Here is a 17221-nt window from a genome sequence, read left to right on the forward strand (position 1 = left end):
GATGGTGCATATTCCATCCTTGTTCGATGTTGGTAGCGTCACCCATGCCGGACGGGTGCGGGAGCGGAACGAGGATTCATGTTTGGTACGAACCGACGTCGGCCTTTGGGCGGTCGCCGACGGTATGGGTGGTCACGAGGCCGGCGATCTCGCCAGTCGCATTGTCGTGCAGTCGCTTGACGCGATCGGCACGCCAGAATCAGCCGCAGACCTGCTGGCGGAATGCGAGGAACGGCTGTTCAGCGCAAACCAGCAGATACTGGCGCTAAGTCATGAACGACAGGGGGCCACCGTCGGGACCACAGCGGCGGTTCTGCTCGTTCGCGATAGCTACTATGCCTGCATATGGGCGGGTGACAGCCGGGTCTACCTGATCAGTCGTGGCGCAATTAGCCAAGTGTCGCATGATCACAGCGAACTGGAGGAACTGATCGCCGAAGGTGCGCTTTCGCGCGAAGACGTGAATGATTGGCCGAGCAATGCCATTACTCGTGCCGTCGGTGTCGCCGATGATCCGGAATTTGAGGTGGTGACAGGCCCGGCCGAGCCGGAGGATATCTTCGTGATCTGCAGCGATGGCCTGACCAGGCACGTGCAGGACGACGAGATCCTGCAGCACGCGGCTACGCGACGCGCCCAGGCGGCTTGCCATGACATGCTCGCGCTGGCTCTTGATCGTGGCGGGCTCGACAACGTGACGATTGTGATCGTGCGACTGCTGACGCCACGATCTCAGGAGGCGACAAGATCTCCGCTCAATCGGGAGCCGCAACCATGACCCCGAACGATCCGTTCCGATCGTCCTATCACGGCGTGCCGCCCGGCACGCGTCTCAACGGCATTTACGAGATCGAAGCGGTGATCGGCGCGGGCGGCATGGGTGAGGTGTACAAATGCCGTGAGATCCAGACTGGATCGCCTGTTGCGGTGAAAATGCTGCTGCCCGACATGGTTGACAACGAGGCGGCGCTCGCGCTGTTCCGTCGAGAGGCCGCGGCACTCCACAATCTTCCGCATGACGCGATCGTTCGCTACTTCCTGTTTACCGTGGAGCCGGTGCTGCAGCGACCTTATCTCGCGATGGAATTCGTGAATGGCCGCTCGCTCTCTAACATGCTCGATGATGGGCCGTTGGCCTTCGAGGCGCTGATCAGGCTGATGCAGCGCGTCGCATCGGGACTGGAGGCCGCCCATGAGCACGGCATCATCCATCGTGACGTTTCTCCGGACAACATCATCGTTCCGCTCGACGACGTCAGGCGGGCCAAGATCATCGACTTCGGCATCGCGCGGTCGACCCAGATGGGTGACAAGACCATCATCGGCTCGGGCTTCGCCGGCAAGGACAATTACGCATCGCCGGAACAGGTTGGGTTGTACGGCAATGACGTGACTGCGAAATCCGATGTCTACAGCTTCGGTCTTGTGCTGTTCCATGCGCTGACCGGGCAGAAACTCGACATGGGCGGCAGCCAGTTTCAACTGGTGGAGAAGCGACGGCGTATGCCCGATCTCGGTGCGGTGGATATGCGAATCCGGCCTTTGCTGGAGCGGATGCTGCAGCCTGATCCGGCATTGCGCCCGACCATGGGGGAGGTCGCCAACTGGACGCCAACCGGTTCGGCCCAGACACCGGCCGCGCCGTTATATGGCTTCGATCCGCTACGGCGGCCGGAAAGCGCGGCGCCGGCGTCGCAGGACAGGATGCCGTCGACCGCGCGGAGCGCGCGCGGCCTCTGGCTGGGGGCGGGCGTGGCGGCATTGTTGCTGCTGGTCGGCGGTGGCGGATATGCCTTCTACAAGCTGGTCTGGTCAGCGCCCGGCACAGCGGTTTTGCCGCCACCTCCGAAACTCGCTGGAACAATGGTGCCGCCGAAGGTCGAGCCCGCTGGACCACAGCCCGGACGCCAAGAGACAGAGAAGTTGTCCGCGCAGCCGACGGCAACGCCGTCTCCGGCGCTCGATGGGCCGGGGCGAGCTGAGCGCATCCGCAAATACGTGGCCCAATATTCTGGCGGTGACTGCTTCTTTGTCTTGCCGATTGCTGTGAGCCCAAATGCGGCTGTCATCGAAGGGTTCGGTGCCTCGACCGCCCCATTCGACACCTTCGACAAAGCGTTTCGGCGTGAGCAGGGTTTCGAAGCTTCGGTCGGCGTCAGGCAAGTGACCCAGGCGCAATGCCCTGCCGTCAAGTTCTTGAGTCAGGTCGGGAGCGATCAGGCGCGAATGCCACGCATCACCCTGTCAGCGACAGAGCTGAAGGGCGGCGAAACCCTCAATGGGACCATTGAGAACTTTGCCAACCGCGTGGTCGAGCTGCTCATGGTGTCAGATCGCGGCGAAGTCCAGAGCCTCTCCTACCTTCTGAAGCCGGGCATCGACTCACTTTCGTTTACGCTCCCGACAGCGCGCGCGAGCGGTCCGCAATTGCTGTTGGTCGTGGCGGTTCCGCAGGTTCTGGACTCATTGCGCCAGCCGCGACCGATGGCTGCCGACACGTTCTTTCTGCAGGCGCTAAGCGAGGCTCAGCGCAACAAGGTGACCGTCATCGCGGCCGCGCGCTACGTGCTGCTCACCAATTGACCGGCACGCTCAGAATGTTCCGATCACCAGGATTTTCAGGTCGGCATCCGGCTTGAAGTCGCTTGCTGTATATTCAAGCATGTTTCCAGTAGCAGACGATGCCTTTAGCCGCCCGGGACAGAAGCTCACCAAGCGGTCGCTGCCGCCTGGGTCGATAGTCAGTTTGAACGAGCGGATCGGCCCGGCCCAATTCGCGCCGGTCTTGAGCACATACGAAATGCGCCGCTCCTGCAGCTTCGCGCTGTTGGTTTGGTTACTGCCCGCGCGCTTGTCGAGTTCGGCGAGGAACGTATCCTGGACGCAGTACTCTTTCCGGTAACGGGCGACTTCCTGAGCGAGTGCGCCGCTGCGGCGGAGGCTCGAGCGCAGGATGGTGTCGGGACTGGAGCCGACGCTCGGCCGGTACTGGTGTTCGACCAAGACGGTGCGCATGGGCGGAAACACCTGCTGGCGCACGGCCGAGGTCTTGATAACCCAACCCGGCGCATATTGCTGCCGGCCGTTGTCGCTCTTTCCCGCAGGTATCAGAAGTCCGTCGTCCACGAGCCGGGCCCGGGTCGCCTCGGGCAGGTCGTTCACCCGGATCTCGCGGCTACCAATCGGCAGCAGCGGCAACTTGAGTTCGCGGAGCAGGGCACCGACATCCCTGTTGCCGACCATGGCGCGCTGATCGACGGTCAGCGGCGCCGGGCTGCCATCGACCTTGGTCTCGAAGTCGACGAAGTTGATCGGATCATTTGACGGCAGTGCGATGTTCTCAGCCTCCGACAGGTCGATGTCGGGCAGCGGAAAGGCAACGGTAAGCGTGACCGGCCTGGCGGTGACGTTGGCGAATTGGTAGCGAACGCTAATCCTGTCGAGCGCGATACGAAGGTTCTCGCTCTCCATGGCCACGTCATTGGTGCGCACGAACTGGAGCCCGCCGATCGACAATTCCGCAGCCGAGTCGTTGGCGCGTGCCGGCCAGCCCGTCGCAACCAGCAGCGCGACCATCAAGGCCCGTATCCGGAACGATGGTCGGGGGGAGGGTCCGTTCGACAAGCTAGTCTCGATGCGGCGTCGCAGCATATGCTGGTTCCATCCGATGCGGGTCAATCGATCGGCTGATAAAGATCGCCCCACTCGGACTTCCAGACCCCGTCTGGATCGCACACTACGAGCGCGAGCTTTACGTCGTTTGCCAGCCGGATCGCGCCGCGAAAAGCATCCTGAGCCGGCAACTGCGCGCTGACCTGGTCGGTGGTCAGCCGTCCCCCGCTCGCGGCGGCCGGCAGCACGATCGATCCGGAGATGCCGTCATTGTCGCGTTTCAGGACAAGCGTGATCGCGTCGGGCTGGACTTCGCTCACCTGCTCAAATCTATTCCGGGCCATGTTTTGCACCGCAAGCTGAAGACATTCGGACTATCACCGTCCAGTGATAGATTGAACGTGATTGAGATTGCTCACCACTAATTGACGCGCCGCATCAACGGCATCTCGGATTAGTCGATCCGACGCGGCGATCGGTTCGGGGTACATTGAGGCGAACATGCTTCGTCCAAATCATTGGATCTGGGTCTTCATTGTTGGCGCTGGCATTCTTGGAACCAAGGCGTACGCCGACGATACCGTTGTACGCAGCTTTGCCGGCGGTTCGGCTGCTTCCATGGTCGGCATCGTCCCGGCCAGCGAGGACGTGGAACTCGCGGGACCGCAAGCACTCAGCGCCGATGGGCAGGGCAACCTGTTTGTGCTCGATCAGATCAACGGTCGCATCCTCCAATTTGATCCGAAACAGCCGAGCTCGGATCCTGACGTCCTCAATATGCCGAAAGACGTCCAGCCGACGGATCTCGTCGTCCACAACGACGACATCATGGTTTGGGACGGCGGCGTACGGACGCTGAAGGCGGCGCCGGGGCAATCCACGCGCGGCCTCGGTGGTGATGTGATCCAGCTTGAAGAGGTCTCGAGCCGCGGCACGGACGACCAGGTCGCCGTCTCCGCTTTTGCCCAGATGGGATCACAGGCGCCAGGCAGCGCGACCGACCTGCTCGACCAGAACACCCGCGCGGCCATCATCAAGACGACGCGGCAGCCCGACCGGCAATATGTTGCTACTCGAAGCAAGGGCTCGGTGATCGCCGACATCATTCCGGACAAGGGCAATGCCAGCGTACGGGTCGAAATCCAGACCATGGTCACCAACGAGACGATCGGCCAGCTCGGCCTGCGGGTGCGCAACCAGCTCGGCACGGTAGAGTTTCTCGAGATTGACAACAGTGACCGCTTCTATGTGTTGGCGGAGGACGTCCCGCCATCGGGAAAGAATGCCTCTACGTTCGTCGCACGCTATGCCGCGAACGGCCGTCTCGAAGGAATCTATGAGCTTCCTTTGGAAAACACGCCGCTGACCCGGCGATTCGTAACGGTTTCGGGCGATGGCGATGTCTATTTCCTGCGGACCAAACCGGACGGTATTGAAGTGGTCGGCGTGGGCTTCAGGCCTCTGACCAACGCTTCGATTATCGACGTGCGGCCGTCGCGAACGGCAGCCGCGCCGGCACCGCAATCCGGCGTCAAATTTGACGCGTCGGCCGCCGTGAGACCGTCCAATCGCCAGCAGGCGATCGAGACAGCGTTTGCGTTCGAGGGCATCCAGTGGAAGCTGACGCAGGCGAATTACGGCAACGATCCCGACAGCCAATGCAGCGGCTTCAGCCGTGTTCGTCGGCCGTGGTATCTGCAGGGAAAGGTGAATCAGGAGGTCCGCGGCGTACCCTATTGCTGGGGCTGCCACGGTTCGCTCGCGAACTTCCGGCAGCGGATCGAGAGCGGAACGCTGGCTGGCAATGTGTGCACTCGCAATGCGCCACGGCCGGATGTGGCTGGCGTCGACTGTTCGGCCTTCGTCAGCGCCGCGTGGGGGCTGTCCGTCCACTACACGACTGCCGCTATCCCCGCGATCGCAGCCCCCGTGGCAAATCCCTGGGACCTGAGGCCGGGCGATGCGCTGAACAAGCCGGGCTCGCACGTGATGTTGTTCCTGCGGTTCACGCCCGATCGCAAGGCCGAGGTGATGGAATCCTCGACCGGCGGCTGCAACGGCCGCGTCTGCCGCAACGTCTACCCGTTGGCGAGCCTGCTTTCGCGCGGCTACGTTCCGGTCCGCTTTCGAGCCTTCGCGGACGATCAGACGGCAGTTTCAGCGAGCGCCTATCAGGAGACCGAACAATCGCCGGCGGGCCGCAAAACGGCAAGCAAAAGGCGCTGAACCCGGTGTGTCGCCAGAGCTACAAAATGGGTAGGCATGATGTCGAGGTGGATCACGATGCGGATGCCCAGAGGATTTTATTGCGTGATCAGGCAGCTATGCGCCACCATCGGGCTCGCTGCGTTGATCGGGCTGATAACCCCTCACGCATATGCGGCAGGAGGACTGTCGATCAGCAATCCGGACGGGGCGGCGGTGCGCGCGCTCGTGATCGGGATCGATGACTATCAGCACGTGCGGAAATTGAAGGGCGCGGTCGCTGACGCCACTGACATCGTGACCAGCTTGAAAAACATGGGGGTTGGCGACGTCGTCGTACTGACGAACGCCCAGGCCGACAGGGCAAGCGTCCTGCGCGAGATCAGTGCACTGGTGGAGCGGACCAAGAACAACGACCTCATCTTTCTGTCGATCGCCGGTCATGGCACCCAGGAGCCGGAGCGCGTCAAGGGCTCGGAGCCGGACGGAATGGAAAACGTGTTCTTGCTGCCAGGCTTTGAAACCACGCCAACCGGGTCGGTTGAACGTGTTCTGGGCAGTGAGTTCAACCATTTCATCCGGCAGTTCGAGCTGCGCGGGGCGAGGGTGATCTTCGTGGCTGATACCTGCCACGGTGGCGGTATGGTGCGCGATATCGATCCGCGTGCCGCTGAGATGAGCTTCCGGCAGGTCCCGCGTTACACGTTGCTGGTCGACGAACTGAAGCCGGTGTCGGACAGCAACGATCCGAAGTCAGAACTCGATCTTGACCACACGGCGTTCCTGGCTGCGGTGGACCGCTACACCAAGGCGCCGGAAGTCCGCATCCCTGGCATCGATGGCTTGCGCGGGGCTCTCAGCTATGCGGTCGCGCGGGCGGTGGAGGGGAGCGCAGACATCAATCACGATGGGAAGGTGACGCTCAAGGAGCTCTTCAGCAATGTTCGACAGGTGGTCTATCAGCTCTCGGACCAGCGCCAGAACATCGTGACCATATCATCGCCGCCTCAGACGCCGGATACCGACGTCGCCTTCGAATTGACGCGCGGTGTCGTGCTGATTCAGGGGCCGGCCGCGAGAGCTGCCTCTGGTCCGGCCGGATCCGGGGGGGCCGTCGAGGGACAGGCGCCCGCGCCACCGGCTGTCACGGCCAAGGCACCAACCACTCCGACCCTTGCCGCGGCGGCGACCAAGGAACTTCCGACCGGCGACGCGCCGGGGCCTCTCCGCCTCGCTGCACCAATCCGGCTGGCGGCGCTCGACGGCAAGACAAGCTATTTTGCAAGCGTGAAGCCAAAGGATGTTCCCGTGCAGGCGGTTCAACCGACGGACAATCCCGACCTGATCTGGGATCCCGTGTCGCACGACGTGATCGCGTGGGGCGACGTGGTCGCCTACGGGATCGACGTTGCGAACTTGCCGACGGTAGTCGATCGGACAGCGGCAATTCGTGAACTGAAACGCATTGCGACCCGGTCGCCGCAGATCATGCGCATCTGGCCAGACGATCGCCAACAGCGTGCTGGCCAGACTGTCGAAGTTGACCTGTCTGATGTGGCGTCAAGGGCGGTGCTGCTGTTCAATGTGTCTGGCGATGGCACCATCCAATTGTTGTATCCGGTGGGTTCTGATGCGGCGCTGGCCCGATCGGCGAGTTTGCGCTTACCGCTCAGGGTCGGCGAGCCGTTCGGTGCGGAACAGATCGTTGCGGTGACCTCGCAGCAACGCATGGTAGATCTTGAGACAGCCCTAATGCAGTTCAACCGGCGTCGCGCCTCGGGGCAAGTGATCAAGAGTCTCGAGCGTTACTTGCCCGCAGACGCGCGAATCGCCTCGATCGGCTTCTTCAGTGCCCCCTGACTCTTAGGGGAGCAGGCCATGCCGTCATCTCGGCCGATCCGCCAGGCGCGACCATGGCTCGCATTCCTGCTGCTACTGGCGGGTAGCGGAGCTGCGCCCGCAGCACCATTGCCGACGGCGTCGTTGCATGTCGGCACGACGTACGCACGTTGGCTTTGGCCGGTACAAGCGGTGCGCGGGCAGACCAATACCGCGAGTGTGTCCCTTCAGATCCTGCCGAGCCAGACCGTCAACGTCGGCGGCAAGGTCTCGTTCGGCGTTACAGCCAGGAAGACTGGATATCTCATTTTGGTCGACGTCGACGCGGAAGGGCGGATGTCCCAGATCTTTCCGACCCCCGAGCTATTGGCGCAGTCGAACGAACGCGACATCAATCTCGTCAAGCCGGGTGTCGAATTTGTTGTTCCTGCCCCGGCGGCGCGACAGCGTGGTTTTGAATACGTCGTCGCACCGCCAACAGGGTCCGCAGTGATGATCGCCATCCTGAGCGAGCGACGCGTGCAGTTGCTCGATTTGCCGGACATGCCCCGCAAGCTGGAAGGTCAGGCCGACGCATTGAGCTATCTATCGGCCTGGACCAGCGAGTTGCGCGTGCCGGACAACAGCAGCGGAAAGCTGGTGACGAACAATTGGTCGTTCGACGTCAAATCCTATTCCATCAAGTGAGCCCTGTGAAGCTTGGGTTATAGCTTGCTCAGTCGGCTGAAGAAGCCACCCCGGGCGATCATGTAATGAATGTCCTTTGGAAAGGGAAAAGCGCTGCGAACGTTGGAAATTGCGTGCTGGAGGAATTCCCCGCGCTGCGGCGCTGGCTTATGCCGCGGCTGGTCCGCGACCTGCGGTATCATGAAGCGATCCACGAAAGCCGGGTCAAGATCGTTGACCCTGACCATCTGGCCAAATGCCGGGAATAGATCGTAATGACCCAAGCTTACGCTGAGGTTCTTGAGGGCAGGGCGCTGAGGCTGAGTTTGATTGCCATCGGTCGTCGCCAGCCCACGCCCGATCAGGTCCAGCTTCACCGATTGCGGCAGAGTTGATGGACCATACACGATCTCGAGCGCCCGGCCGCTCTGTCCGGACAACCATTGGTACCAGAAGGTCGCATCATCGGGCCGCGCATTGGCACCGTAGAGGCAGTCAAATCCCCAACAGGCCGTCAGCTTGCCCTGATACTTTCCAAGGCTCCCGACGAGGTTGCGCATGCCGTTACCACCGCCGGAGTGGCATGCGATGATGAGCTTGCCGATCTGGAGCTGAGGAATGGACGTCGAGGAGAGACCCAGGAACCTGGCAAGAGCTCCAAGGATCTCCTCGAGATAGCGTTCGCCCCAGTTCGCGGTTGCCAGGTCAGACACGCTGTAGTTTCCGGCAAAGGTGTCGCCAACGGCATATTCGTAGCCCAGGAACGGCGCGATAAGCACTACGTCCTTGCCGGAATCCCGGACCTGTTCGCGCAGCCGCGCTGGATCGCTGTGGAAGAGGAATTCATGGTTTTTGACATAGAAGCCGTGAAGCCAGATCACGACATCGAACTTGGTGGCAGCTGTTGGGTGCTTTGGCGGAAGATAAACCGCCGTCGGCTTCATGCCGGGGGCCTGCCGCTTCGTGAAGAGCGTCACCCCGGGAAAGGCGTTGGCGTCCTTTTGCTCAAGCTCACACGCAACCACGCAGGTCGCTCCGCTTCGGCCAATCCAGGCACGGACCTGGATGACCCAGTGTTAAGCTCTGCCGCCCGTCACACCTTCTCGACACCAAGATCCGCGCGGCCTCCTGGCCTTCCATGACGCCGTGGCAGCCTTGCGCGTTGCTAGTTGCAGGACTCGACATTACCCACGTTGCCCCCGGGGCCGCCGCCGCCACGGTATTCGAGGTGGCAGCCACTACGGACCTGACGGCACAGAGATTGATCGCAAACGACCTGACCACCGCCGCCGCCGGACCTCGCAGTTGCTTGTCGCCGCGGAACGTCGGCTGCCGGCGCCGGCCTCTCGCGGGCCGAACGATCCGCACGTGACGGACGCTCGTCCGTGTTGCGCTTTGCGACCGGTTTCTTCCCGCGTCGCTTCTCGCATTCATTGTCGTCGTTGAGGAACGAACCCTCGGCACAGGTGATCCTGCTGCACTGGTCACCGTCGGCCTTGTAGCCATGATCACAGATCAGGGGACAGACCCGGGACGGCTTGAGCTTGATTGCGTCAAGCGCGTCGAGACTTGCGAGCTTGGCGTCGAATTTGGTTCCCGCGTGCTGGTTGAAGAGAGCCAACGAGCGCTGTGAGGCCGCATTCCATTGGCCATTGACGGCGCCGGTGAAGCAGCCGACGCGGCTCAATTCGCCTTGTACAGACTTGGCGATATCTACGGACTTGGAGAGATCGGCCTTTGCGATATCGGTCTGGCGCGGCTCGTCGCTCAGCGCGGCAAGCTTGGGCGTCTTGCTGTCCTCAGCGGGCGTAGCGGCCGCTGGGTTATCCGCGACGGTACTCTCAACAGCCGGCTTATTCCCGGAGAGTGCAGCGACGATTGTAGATTCGGACGCAATACGTTTCCGTTCCGCCTCGGCGGCTTGCTCCTGCGCCGCTTGCTTCGTCTTCTCGGCCGCAATCCGGGCCTCTTCCGCAGCCTTCAGCTCCGCGGCCGCCTTCTCCTGGTCGGCACGCTGGGCGCCCTGGGACATCAGGCGAGCTCGCTGCTGCTCGGCCTCCTGCGCTTTCGCCGTGGCCGCGACACGTGCGTCCTCGGCGTCGAGCTGATTGAGCTGCAGCTTGGCCAGATTTGAGTAGTATCCGTCCGGATGTTGGGTCAGGAACGCGTTCAGAGCAGGCTTGTTGCGGAGCTGCAAGGCCAATTCGTAATCACGTCGAATTTCCGACTGGGGGTTGGCCGCCTGTACCGGCTCCTCGGCCTTGGTAGCCGGAACAAGCGCAACGTCTTCGCCGCCGAGCGAGCCGTAGACATAGGGCTCCTGTCGGTTGCCCGTGGCTTGCAAGACATCGTCGCGGACGAAGCCGAAAGCCCTTCGCAAGTCGAGCCCCGGCTTTGCGATGTACTTCACGAGAGCCGTCGCGTACGGACTATTCTGGCTGTTGCCATCGAGTGCGGTCAGTCCCGCTTTCGCGGCAAACGCGATCAGCGTGTTGGAGACGGTGGGCTCGACCCTGGCCAGTCCGCGGCTGATCGATCGCGAGGCAACTGTACGTTTCATCGAGTCGGCAAACGGATTGTTGCGGCACGCGTCGACGATCACCACGCGTAGTTGCCTCGCAGGCTCAATCGCCAGCAGGACGCGGTCGAGCGAGAATGCTTCGTCATAGATGTCCGTGTCACGTTCGAGTCTGGCGTCGGTCGGGATCAGATAGTTTGTCCCGTCGATCTCGATACCGTGGCCAGCGTAGTACACCAGGGCTATGTCGGCATTGCGGGCCTGATCGGCGAATTCTCTCAAGGCCCGCCGCATATCGGTCGCGGCGAGGTTAAGTCTTGAGTCAACCACATCGAAACCTGCCCCCTTCAAGGTTGCGGTGATGGCCGCAGCGTCGTTGGCCGGGTTTGGGAGCAGAGGGGCGTTTTGATAGTTGGCATTGCCGACCACCAAAGCCACGCGCTTTGTCGCCCAGGCTGGCTGACAGGCCAGGAACAGCGAAGCGGCGAGAAGAAGCAAAACTCGAAGGTGCCTGTACACTCTCATGGCGAACACCCAACCTATGCCCGTAGAATGGTGACGTCGCGAAGATGGCCGCATAAGAAATGACTTTTGGAATTCGTACGCTACCGGCGGCTGCCTATCTGCATACAGTACCAAACTCGAGCCCGATCCATTCCTATGTGTTGTTGCGAAATGCGGACGCGTTCAAAAGGCATGGAAGATATTGCGCCGGGCGCTGTCCGCCGATTCATGTGGATGATAGGCGCCCGCCAGTGCTCTGCTGAGGGCGCGATCACAAAATAAGATATTGATATAAAACGGTTATTTTTCTGGGGGCTGCTCGTGGCAGCGCGGCACAAGGCCTCCGGCTTGGTTCGAACTCGAGTTCCGCTGAGCCGCACATCGAGGAGACGTGAAGAGCGGTGTCAGGCGTGCGGATCGATCGCCTTGGTCGAGAGCTCCGGTCCGGCCTGATGAGCTCGCCGCCCGAGTCTCGCGGGGATCAGACCTGCAGGGATCAGAAAAGGCGTTGCCGCGGCATAGACGTCATATTCAGGGAAGGCCAGTCTTAGAATCCGCTCTTCGTTGATCATTCGTCGGCACTGAATCATCGCAACCACGATGGCGATGAGCACGGCAAGTGGTGAAAGGACCTGAAGTGTGACACCGACCAACGCAATCCCCTCACATAGGTAGAGGGGATGCCGGACGACTCGATAAGGCCCTTCCGTCACAAGGCGCCTCGCCTCCGGTAGAATGCTGAAGGATTTGTTCAACCAGCGGAGTACCACGATAGAAAGCGAGATCCCCACCAGGATCAACGTCGTCGACAGAGCCGACCAGATCGGGCCGAGCTCTGCCTTCGGAAGAAAAGCGAGTGCGACGGTCGGAAATGCGCCCAGCAGGGCCGAGACCCGCATCTCAACGCCCTTCGACTTCATTGTCGGGACCAGCCGGGTGATGGTTGTCAGTGCAACGAGTCCGAGGAACAGGACGTTGGCAATACTGGCTGCGATCATGAGCAAGTTGTCCACGCTGCCCAACGGAAGGCGATGGATGCTGGCGGCGCCAATGAGAGCAGACCCGCCATAGACGATCACGATGGCCACCCTGGAGGTCCAGTCCAGCCAGGGATTGACGCCGCCGGCGATCCGGTTCCTGGCTGTCCCCTCCTGGCCGACCTTCGCGTCAGTCACAGCAGTGATCTCGCTCGCTCAAAATCTGCCTCACTAGACGCCAGGCCTCTGGAGAGGTCAATTGGCTGGCCACATCTCCGGGCGCGGCCACACCAGCCAGTCCCATGCGGTTCCACATTCCGCGGACCTTCCGGATCGTCGAGTTGTCATTGAACCGAACCTGTCGTGGCGACACGAATGATAAAGCGCATAATTAAACAGTAGTACTGCCATGGGTTTGCACGGATTCGTGAATTTGCGCCGAATCTTGTTCCTTCTTCCTGTGCTGCTGCTCTTCTTCTGTCAGCCGGCATGGGCGGGGAATCGCGTCGCACTTGTCATTGGCAATTCTGCCTACAAAAACGCGGCGCCACTTTCGAATCCCGTCAATGACGCTGCGATTGTCGAGGCGACACTAAAGAACGCAGGTTTTGACGTTGTGCAAACCCGCCAGGATCTTCAGGCGATCGAGATGCGGCGCACGCTGCGCGATTTTGCCGATCAGGCTCGCGACGCAGATGTGGCCGTCATCTACTACGCCGGTCATGGTATGGAGATCGAAGGTACGAACTACCTGATCCCGGTCGACGCCACCCTTGAGCGCGATACGGATGTGTACGATGAGGCGTTTTCGCTCGATCGCGTCATGCTGGCCATTGAACCTGCAAGGCAGCTGCGACTTGTGATCCTCGACGCTTGCCGCAACAATCCTTTCTCCGAAAAGATGAAACGGACGGTCGGCTCGCGGTCCATCAGCCGGGGCCTTGCCCGAATTGAGCCGGCGACGGCGAATACTCTGGTTGCCTTCGCCGCCAAGGCTGGCTCGACAGCGTCGGACGGCAACAGCAAGAACAGTCCCTACGCTGCCGCATTGGTCAAATATATCGGGACTCCGGGTCTGGATTTGCGCAGGGTGTTCGGTTTCGTTCGCGATGACGTCATGAAAGCAACGGGCAATCGGCAGGAGCCCTATGTTTACGGCACGCTTGGCGGCGACGACGTGCCGCTGGTGCCCGCCAAGGAAACAGCCAAGGGGCCAACCAGGGAACCAGCCGGAGAACCAGCCAAGGAGGCCGCGAAGGAAGCTGCTCCATCGCCAACGCTGCGATCCGAAATACGGCGCGACTACGAGCTCGCGCTGCAGGTTGGCAACAAGGATGCACTGAACTTCTTCATCGTCCAGTATCCGGATGGTTACTACGCAAGTCTCGCAAAGCTTCAGCTCGCCAAAATCGATGCGGAGGAGAAGCGTGTTGCTGCGGCCGAAAAGGCGCGTCAGGCCGAGCAGGAGCAGGCGCGGCTCGTCAACGAGGGCGCACAACAGATGCAACTTGCCAAGGCGGCGTCGGATCTGAAGGCAGCGCAGGAAGCTCGGGCCGCCGCCGAGGCCGCCAAGGAAACCGCGCAGCATCAGGCTGCTCAAGCCGAACAAAGGCGTGTCGCGGCTGAAACGGCACCTGCCGCGAAGAACGCCGCACCATCAGCAACAGGGCAGCCGCAAGAGGCGAAGGCAAACACGGACACAAAAGTGGCAGCGCTCCCCAATCCACAGGCTCCCGTGCCGCCACCTTCGCCAGCTGAGCTGGCAAAATCGGTGCAAAGCGAATTGCGCCGGGTCGGCTGCCTCACGGGATCGGCCAGTGGGGAGTGGGATGCGGCGTCGCGGCGCTCGCTTGAGCTGTTCAATCAAAGCGCCGGCACCAAGTTCGATACCAAGACCGCGAGCGCCGATGCGCTCGATGCGATCAAGCTCAAGGCGGCGCGGGTTTGTCCTTTGATTTGCGGATCCGGCCTAAAGCGCGACGGCGATCGTTGTGTCAAGATTGCCTGCGCTGCGGGTTACTTTCTGAATGGCGACGATGAATGCGAGAAGCGCAAGGTCCGTCAGGCCCCGTCCGCAAGACTTGAACGAAGGGAGAGGGAGGCTGCTCCTGCAAGACCCGCAAGACCCGAGGCCAGCGCAAGCAACAAGCCGGAAGGCGGCGGAATGCCATTCATGTTCTTCCTGCCTTGAAGATTTCAGCCGATATCGTGTAGCGCCGTGTTCAAGCATGCCGTTCGAGTCTGCATCGGCCATTCTGAACGTAAGCCCGGCCCCAGTCTTTCCTTGCGGAGACTTCCGGGTTCTTCGCGACACATTTTCCAGCTGGATTGGCCGACCCACGCACCAGGGGCACATGCTCGTCTGACCCGATTCACGTTCAGTCATAGTCGCCGTTGTGGCTAACAAGGGTCAAACAAACCGCTCACGATTGGAATTTCGGACTTCGGAGAAGCTGATGCCCATTCCGTTGAGGATTTACATCACGCCATTTGCCGACAGGGGGGTCGTTGAGCCCGGGCAATGGAGCAGCGACACGGCCAAGAAGGCGCTCGACGTGGTCAATACGATCTGGTCAAAGGCCAAGATCGCGTTCGTGATCAGCGATTGCTTGATGGAGAAGCCGCTCGACATGGCAAAGAGCGCGCGCAGCAATGATCAGCGATTGCTGGGTGTTCTTGCCTCTCGGCACGATCCGGACAATGCCATCCACATCTACATCGTCAATTCGATTGAAAATCTATCCGCCGGCGGAAGTTCATACCCCAATAGCGAACCCGAGCCGGCAAGCTTCGTCCAGTGGTATGGCAATGACCACGCCAATGGACGCGCCTGGGCTCACGAGCTTGGCCATCTGATGAGCCTCGATCATGTCGAGATCGACTATTCCAATGAGAAGCAGGCGGCGCAACGCGTCAAGAACCTCATGACGAAAGGATTGAGCGCCGGCTCCGACTTGACTGGCCAGCAGATCGATGCAGCCAAGGGCTCAAAGCTGATCAAGCGATTTGGCGGATAAGTCGTCGGCCGACCGCCGAAGTCGCCGTCGTCCTGCAGATCGCGTGTCCGAAGCGGGGGAACGTCCTCCTCGCGTGGCGATCTCCGCCGAATTCAGAAAAACGACTACATTGTGGCAATCGGCGCGGTCATTTCGGCACGGGTCTGGAGCCCGATCTAATCCGCCCATCCAGGCATGGGCCGGACAACGGCGCGCGCTTAATGGGCGCTTAATGCTTTTGCGCAACAGATAGATCACCAGCGCGGAATTAGTCCTAGTTACGAGTGCGAGCCGAGCTCCCGGAGGAGGGGAATCGGATGGGACTGCTTTTTGTCGGAGTGCTGGCGGGAGTCCTGATCGGCTTTGGCTGGTTTGCGCCTTCCCGAGGGTACTTCCTCGGATGCGCGTCACGACCCTGTTTCGCTGTCGCCCAACCCGCGCAGCCAATGCCGACGGCGTTGGCGCAAGAGCCTGCGGCTGTCAGATCGAGTTCCGCAACGCCGGCAAGGCCCGGCAAGACATCATCTCCGAAATCTCCGAAGAAACGCGGATCGACCGACCTTGCCAAAGCGGCGTCCCCGCGGACGAGCATCAGCGTCCCGGCATCCGAACGGCCCGCGGAAATGCCGGACCCTGCTCTGGACAAGGCGAAGGTTGCGATCGCGACGCAGATGAGGGGGCCGGAAACGGTCGAACTCAGCGACGTGAAGCGCGCAATGCGAAAGAACATGTTTGGACGCCCCGTGGATACGATTTGCGGCCGCGTGAAAGGAAGAAGCGCGTCAGGCGGCGAGACTGGCGAGAGGCCGTTCCTGTATCTCGTGAAGGAGGATGAAGCATATGTCGTCGACGGCAAATCAGGGTCGGCGGCGTCAACCGCGTATCGAAACATCTGCAATTGAGGGAATGCGTCGACTGCGCCACGGCGTGGTGCGCGTCGAAATGATTTGAGCGGAAAGAATTTCCACCCAGGCGCCAGGTGACCCCGCAGTGGATTTGGCACTAGCGGCGGCACTGCGCCGCTCTCGTGATGCTGCATTCAGGTTGAATGCAGGAGCAGGGGAGACGCAATACGGAATGGGAATATCGCGGAGGTTCTTTTCATCTCGAGGACATCATGCACGACATAACCAACGCTTCAAAACGGCTCAATGAATCGCTTCACTTGCCGGTTCTGGTGATCATCGAGCCGCTCCTGTTGCCTCGTACATGCATTCTGCACGTCCTCAGGCGGGAGCTGGACGAACTTGAGATCCTTGACATGGCATCGGTCCAAGGCCTGGACTGCACGTCAGCCCGCGATGTTCGTCTGGTGATGCTGAGTATCGCGGACAAGCCCATCGGCGATCCCTCGGTTGAGGATGATCTCGCCTTCGTTGCGGAGTGTTGTCCCAACGCCGCCACTGTGGTCCTGTCAAACCACGAGGACGAGCCGACCGTGCAGGCCGCGATGCAGCGGGGCGTGCGCGGCTTTATTTCCACCTCGCTACCGATCGAGATCGCCATAGCCGGCCTGCGCCTTGTTCTCGTCGGCGGCGCCTACAGGCCGTTGCCTGTGGCCGGGATGAACAGGATACCGGATTTCGAGCCGCCGGATGCGCGCGGGCTCGCGCCCGCATATCTGATGAACGAGGGAGCCAGAGTGGCTATCGACAGGAGCGTGACCGATCTCACGCCTCGTGAGCAACAGGTTCTGGCGGAACTGGAGCTCGGCCTGCCCAACAAGCTGATCGCCGCCAAATTGGGCCTGTCGGAAAGCACGGTCAAAATGCACATTCAGCATATCATGAGGAAATGTGCCGCGCACAATCGCACGGAGGCCGTGCTCCGCTGGCGCGGCCGGTTGCCCGCGCCGAGTCGCGATCACGTCCCCGGCGTGGCTCTCATGCCGGAGACCTAATGCA

At 61.3% G+C, this 17221-nt stretch carries 13 protein-coding genes; 8 read left to right on the forward strand and 5 right to left on the reverse strand.

All coding sequences use genetic code 11. The features are described from left to right. Window position 1 precedes the first annotated feature (1 nt). Together ACVJ5M_RS13955 and ACVJ5M_RS13960 are read left to right on the forward strand one after the other, a co-directional pair. Complete coding sequence (locus ACVJ5M_RS13955; protein WP_085402425.1) at window positions 2-778, forward strand: PP2C family protein-serine/threonine phosphatase; 777 nt, start codon at window positions 2-4, stop codon at window positions 776-778. Continuing rightward, window positions 775-2583: a serine/threonine-protein kinase gene (locus ACVJ5M_RS13960; protein ID WP_063981823.1), complete on the forward strand. Its 1809-nt coding sequence runs from the start codon at window positions 775-777 to the stop codon at window positions 2581-2583. The genes ACVJ5M_RS13955 and ACVJ5M_RS13960 overlap by 4 nt, the downstream gene beginning before the upstream one ends. A 9-nt stretch (window positions 2584-2592) precedes the next feature. Here ACVJ5M_RS13960 and ACVJ5M_RS13965 read toward each other — a convergent pair whose 3' ends face one another. Together ACVJ5M_RS13965 and ACVJ5M_RS13970 are read right to left on the reverse strand one after the other, a co-directional pair. Then, the gene (locus tag ACVJ5M_RS13965; protein ID WP_063981824.1) at window positions 2593-3576 is read right to left on the reverse strand and encodes a DUF4424 domain-containing protein; all 984 of its coding nucleotides are present in this window, start codon (window positions 3574-3576) and stop codon (window positions 2593-2595) included. 98 nt (window positions 3577-3674) lie between these two features. Further along, window positions 3675-3956, reverse strand: coding sequence for a hypothetical protein (locus ACVJ5M_RS13970; protein ID WP_028156828.1), 282 nt, complete (start codon window positions 3954-3956; stop codon window positions 3675-3677). 157 nt (window positions 3957-4113) lie between these two features. Here ACVJ5M_RS13970 and ACVJ5M_RS13975 point away from each other — a divergent pair, with 157 nt between their 5' ends. From ACVJ5M_RS13975 to ACVJ5M_RS13985, 3 genes are read left to right on the forward strand one after another with little or no spacing between them, the layout of a single operon-like run. After that, complete coding sequence (locus ACVJ5M_RS13975; RefSeq protein WP_063981825.1) at window positions 4114-5838, forward strand: NHL repeat-containing protein; 1725 nt, start codon at window positions 4114-4116, stop codon at window positions 5836-5838. Window positions 5839-5874: 36 nt separating this feature from the next. Further along, complete coding sequence (locus ACVJ5M_RS13980; protein WP_456679342.1) at window positions 5875-7677, forward strand: caspase family protein; 1803 nt, start codon at window positions 5875-5877, stop codon at window positions 7675-7677. A gap of 18 nt (window positions 7678-7695) precedes the next feature. Next, window positions 7696-8343, forward strand: coding sequence for a DUF4384 domain-containing protein (locus ACVJ5M_RS13985; RefSeq protein ID WP_063981827.1), 648 nt, complete (start codon window positions 7696-7698; stop codon window positions 8341-8343). A gap of 17 nt (window positions 8344-8360) precedes the next feature. Here the strand turns inward: ACVJ5M_RS13985 and ACVJ5M_RS13990 are convergent, their stop codons facing one another. The 3 genes from ACVJ5M_RS13990 to ACVJ5M_RS14000 form a co-directional block, all read right to left on the reverse strand. After that, the gene (locus ACVJ5M_RS13990) at window positions 8361-9347 is read right to left on the reverse strand and encodes an alpha/beta hydrolase family protein (RefSeq protein WP_063981828.1); all 987 of its coding nucleotides are present in this window, start codon (window positions 9345-9347) and stop codon (window positions 8361-8363) included. 140 nt (window positions 9348-9487) lie between these two features. After that, a complete protein-coding gene (locus ACVJ5M_RS13995) occupies window positions 9488-11365 on the reverse strand; it encodes a caspase family protein (protein WP_231142830.1) in 1878 nt (625 codons plus the stop codon). A 383-nt stretch (window positions 11366-11748) separates the two neighbouring features. Then, the gene (locus ACVJ5M_RS14000) at window positions 11749-12519 is read right to left on the reverse strand and encodes a methyltransferase family protein (RefSeq protein WP_085402426.1); all 771 of its coding nucleotides are present in this window, start codon (window positions 12517-12519) and stop codon (window positions 11749-11751) included. Window positions 12520-12730: 211 nt separating this feature from the next. Here ACVJ5M_RS14000 and ACVJ5M_RS14005 point away from each other — a divergent pair, with 211 nt between their 5' ends. From ACVJ5M_RS14005 to ACVJ5M_RS14015, 3 genes are all read left to right on the forward strand, one after another. Continuing rightward, complete coding sequence (locus tag ACVJ5M_RS14005) at window positions 12731-14512, forward strand: caspase family protein (RefSeq protein ID WP_085402427.1); 1782 nt, start codon at window positions 12731-12733, stop codon at window positions 14510-14512. Window positions 14513-14777: 265 nt separating this feature from the next. Continuing rightward, complete coding sequence (locus tag ACVJ5M_RS14010) at window positions 14778-15338, forward strand: hypothetical protein (RefSeq protein WP_063981830.1); 561 nt, start codon at window positions 14778-14780, stop codon at window positions 15336-15338. 1096 nt (window positions 15339-16434) lie between these two features. Further along, on the forward strand, window positions 16435-17217 hold the full coding sequence (locus tag ACVJ5M_RS14015; protein WP_063986186.1) for a helix-turn-helix transcriptional regulator: 783 nt from the start codon (window positions 16435-16437) through the stop codon (window positions 17215-17217). Window positions 17218-17221: the final 4 nt, after the last annotated feature.

The organism is Bradyrhizobium sp. S3.7.6, assembly GCF_054061875.1.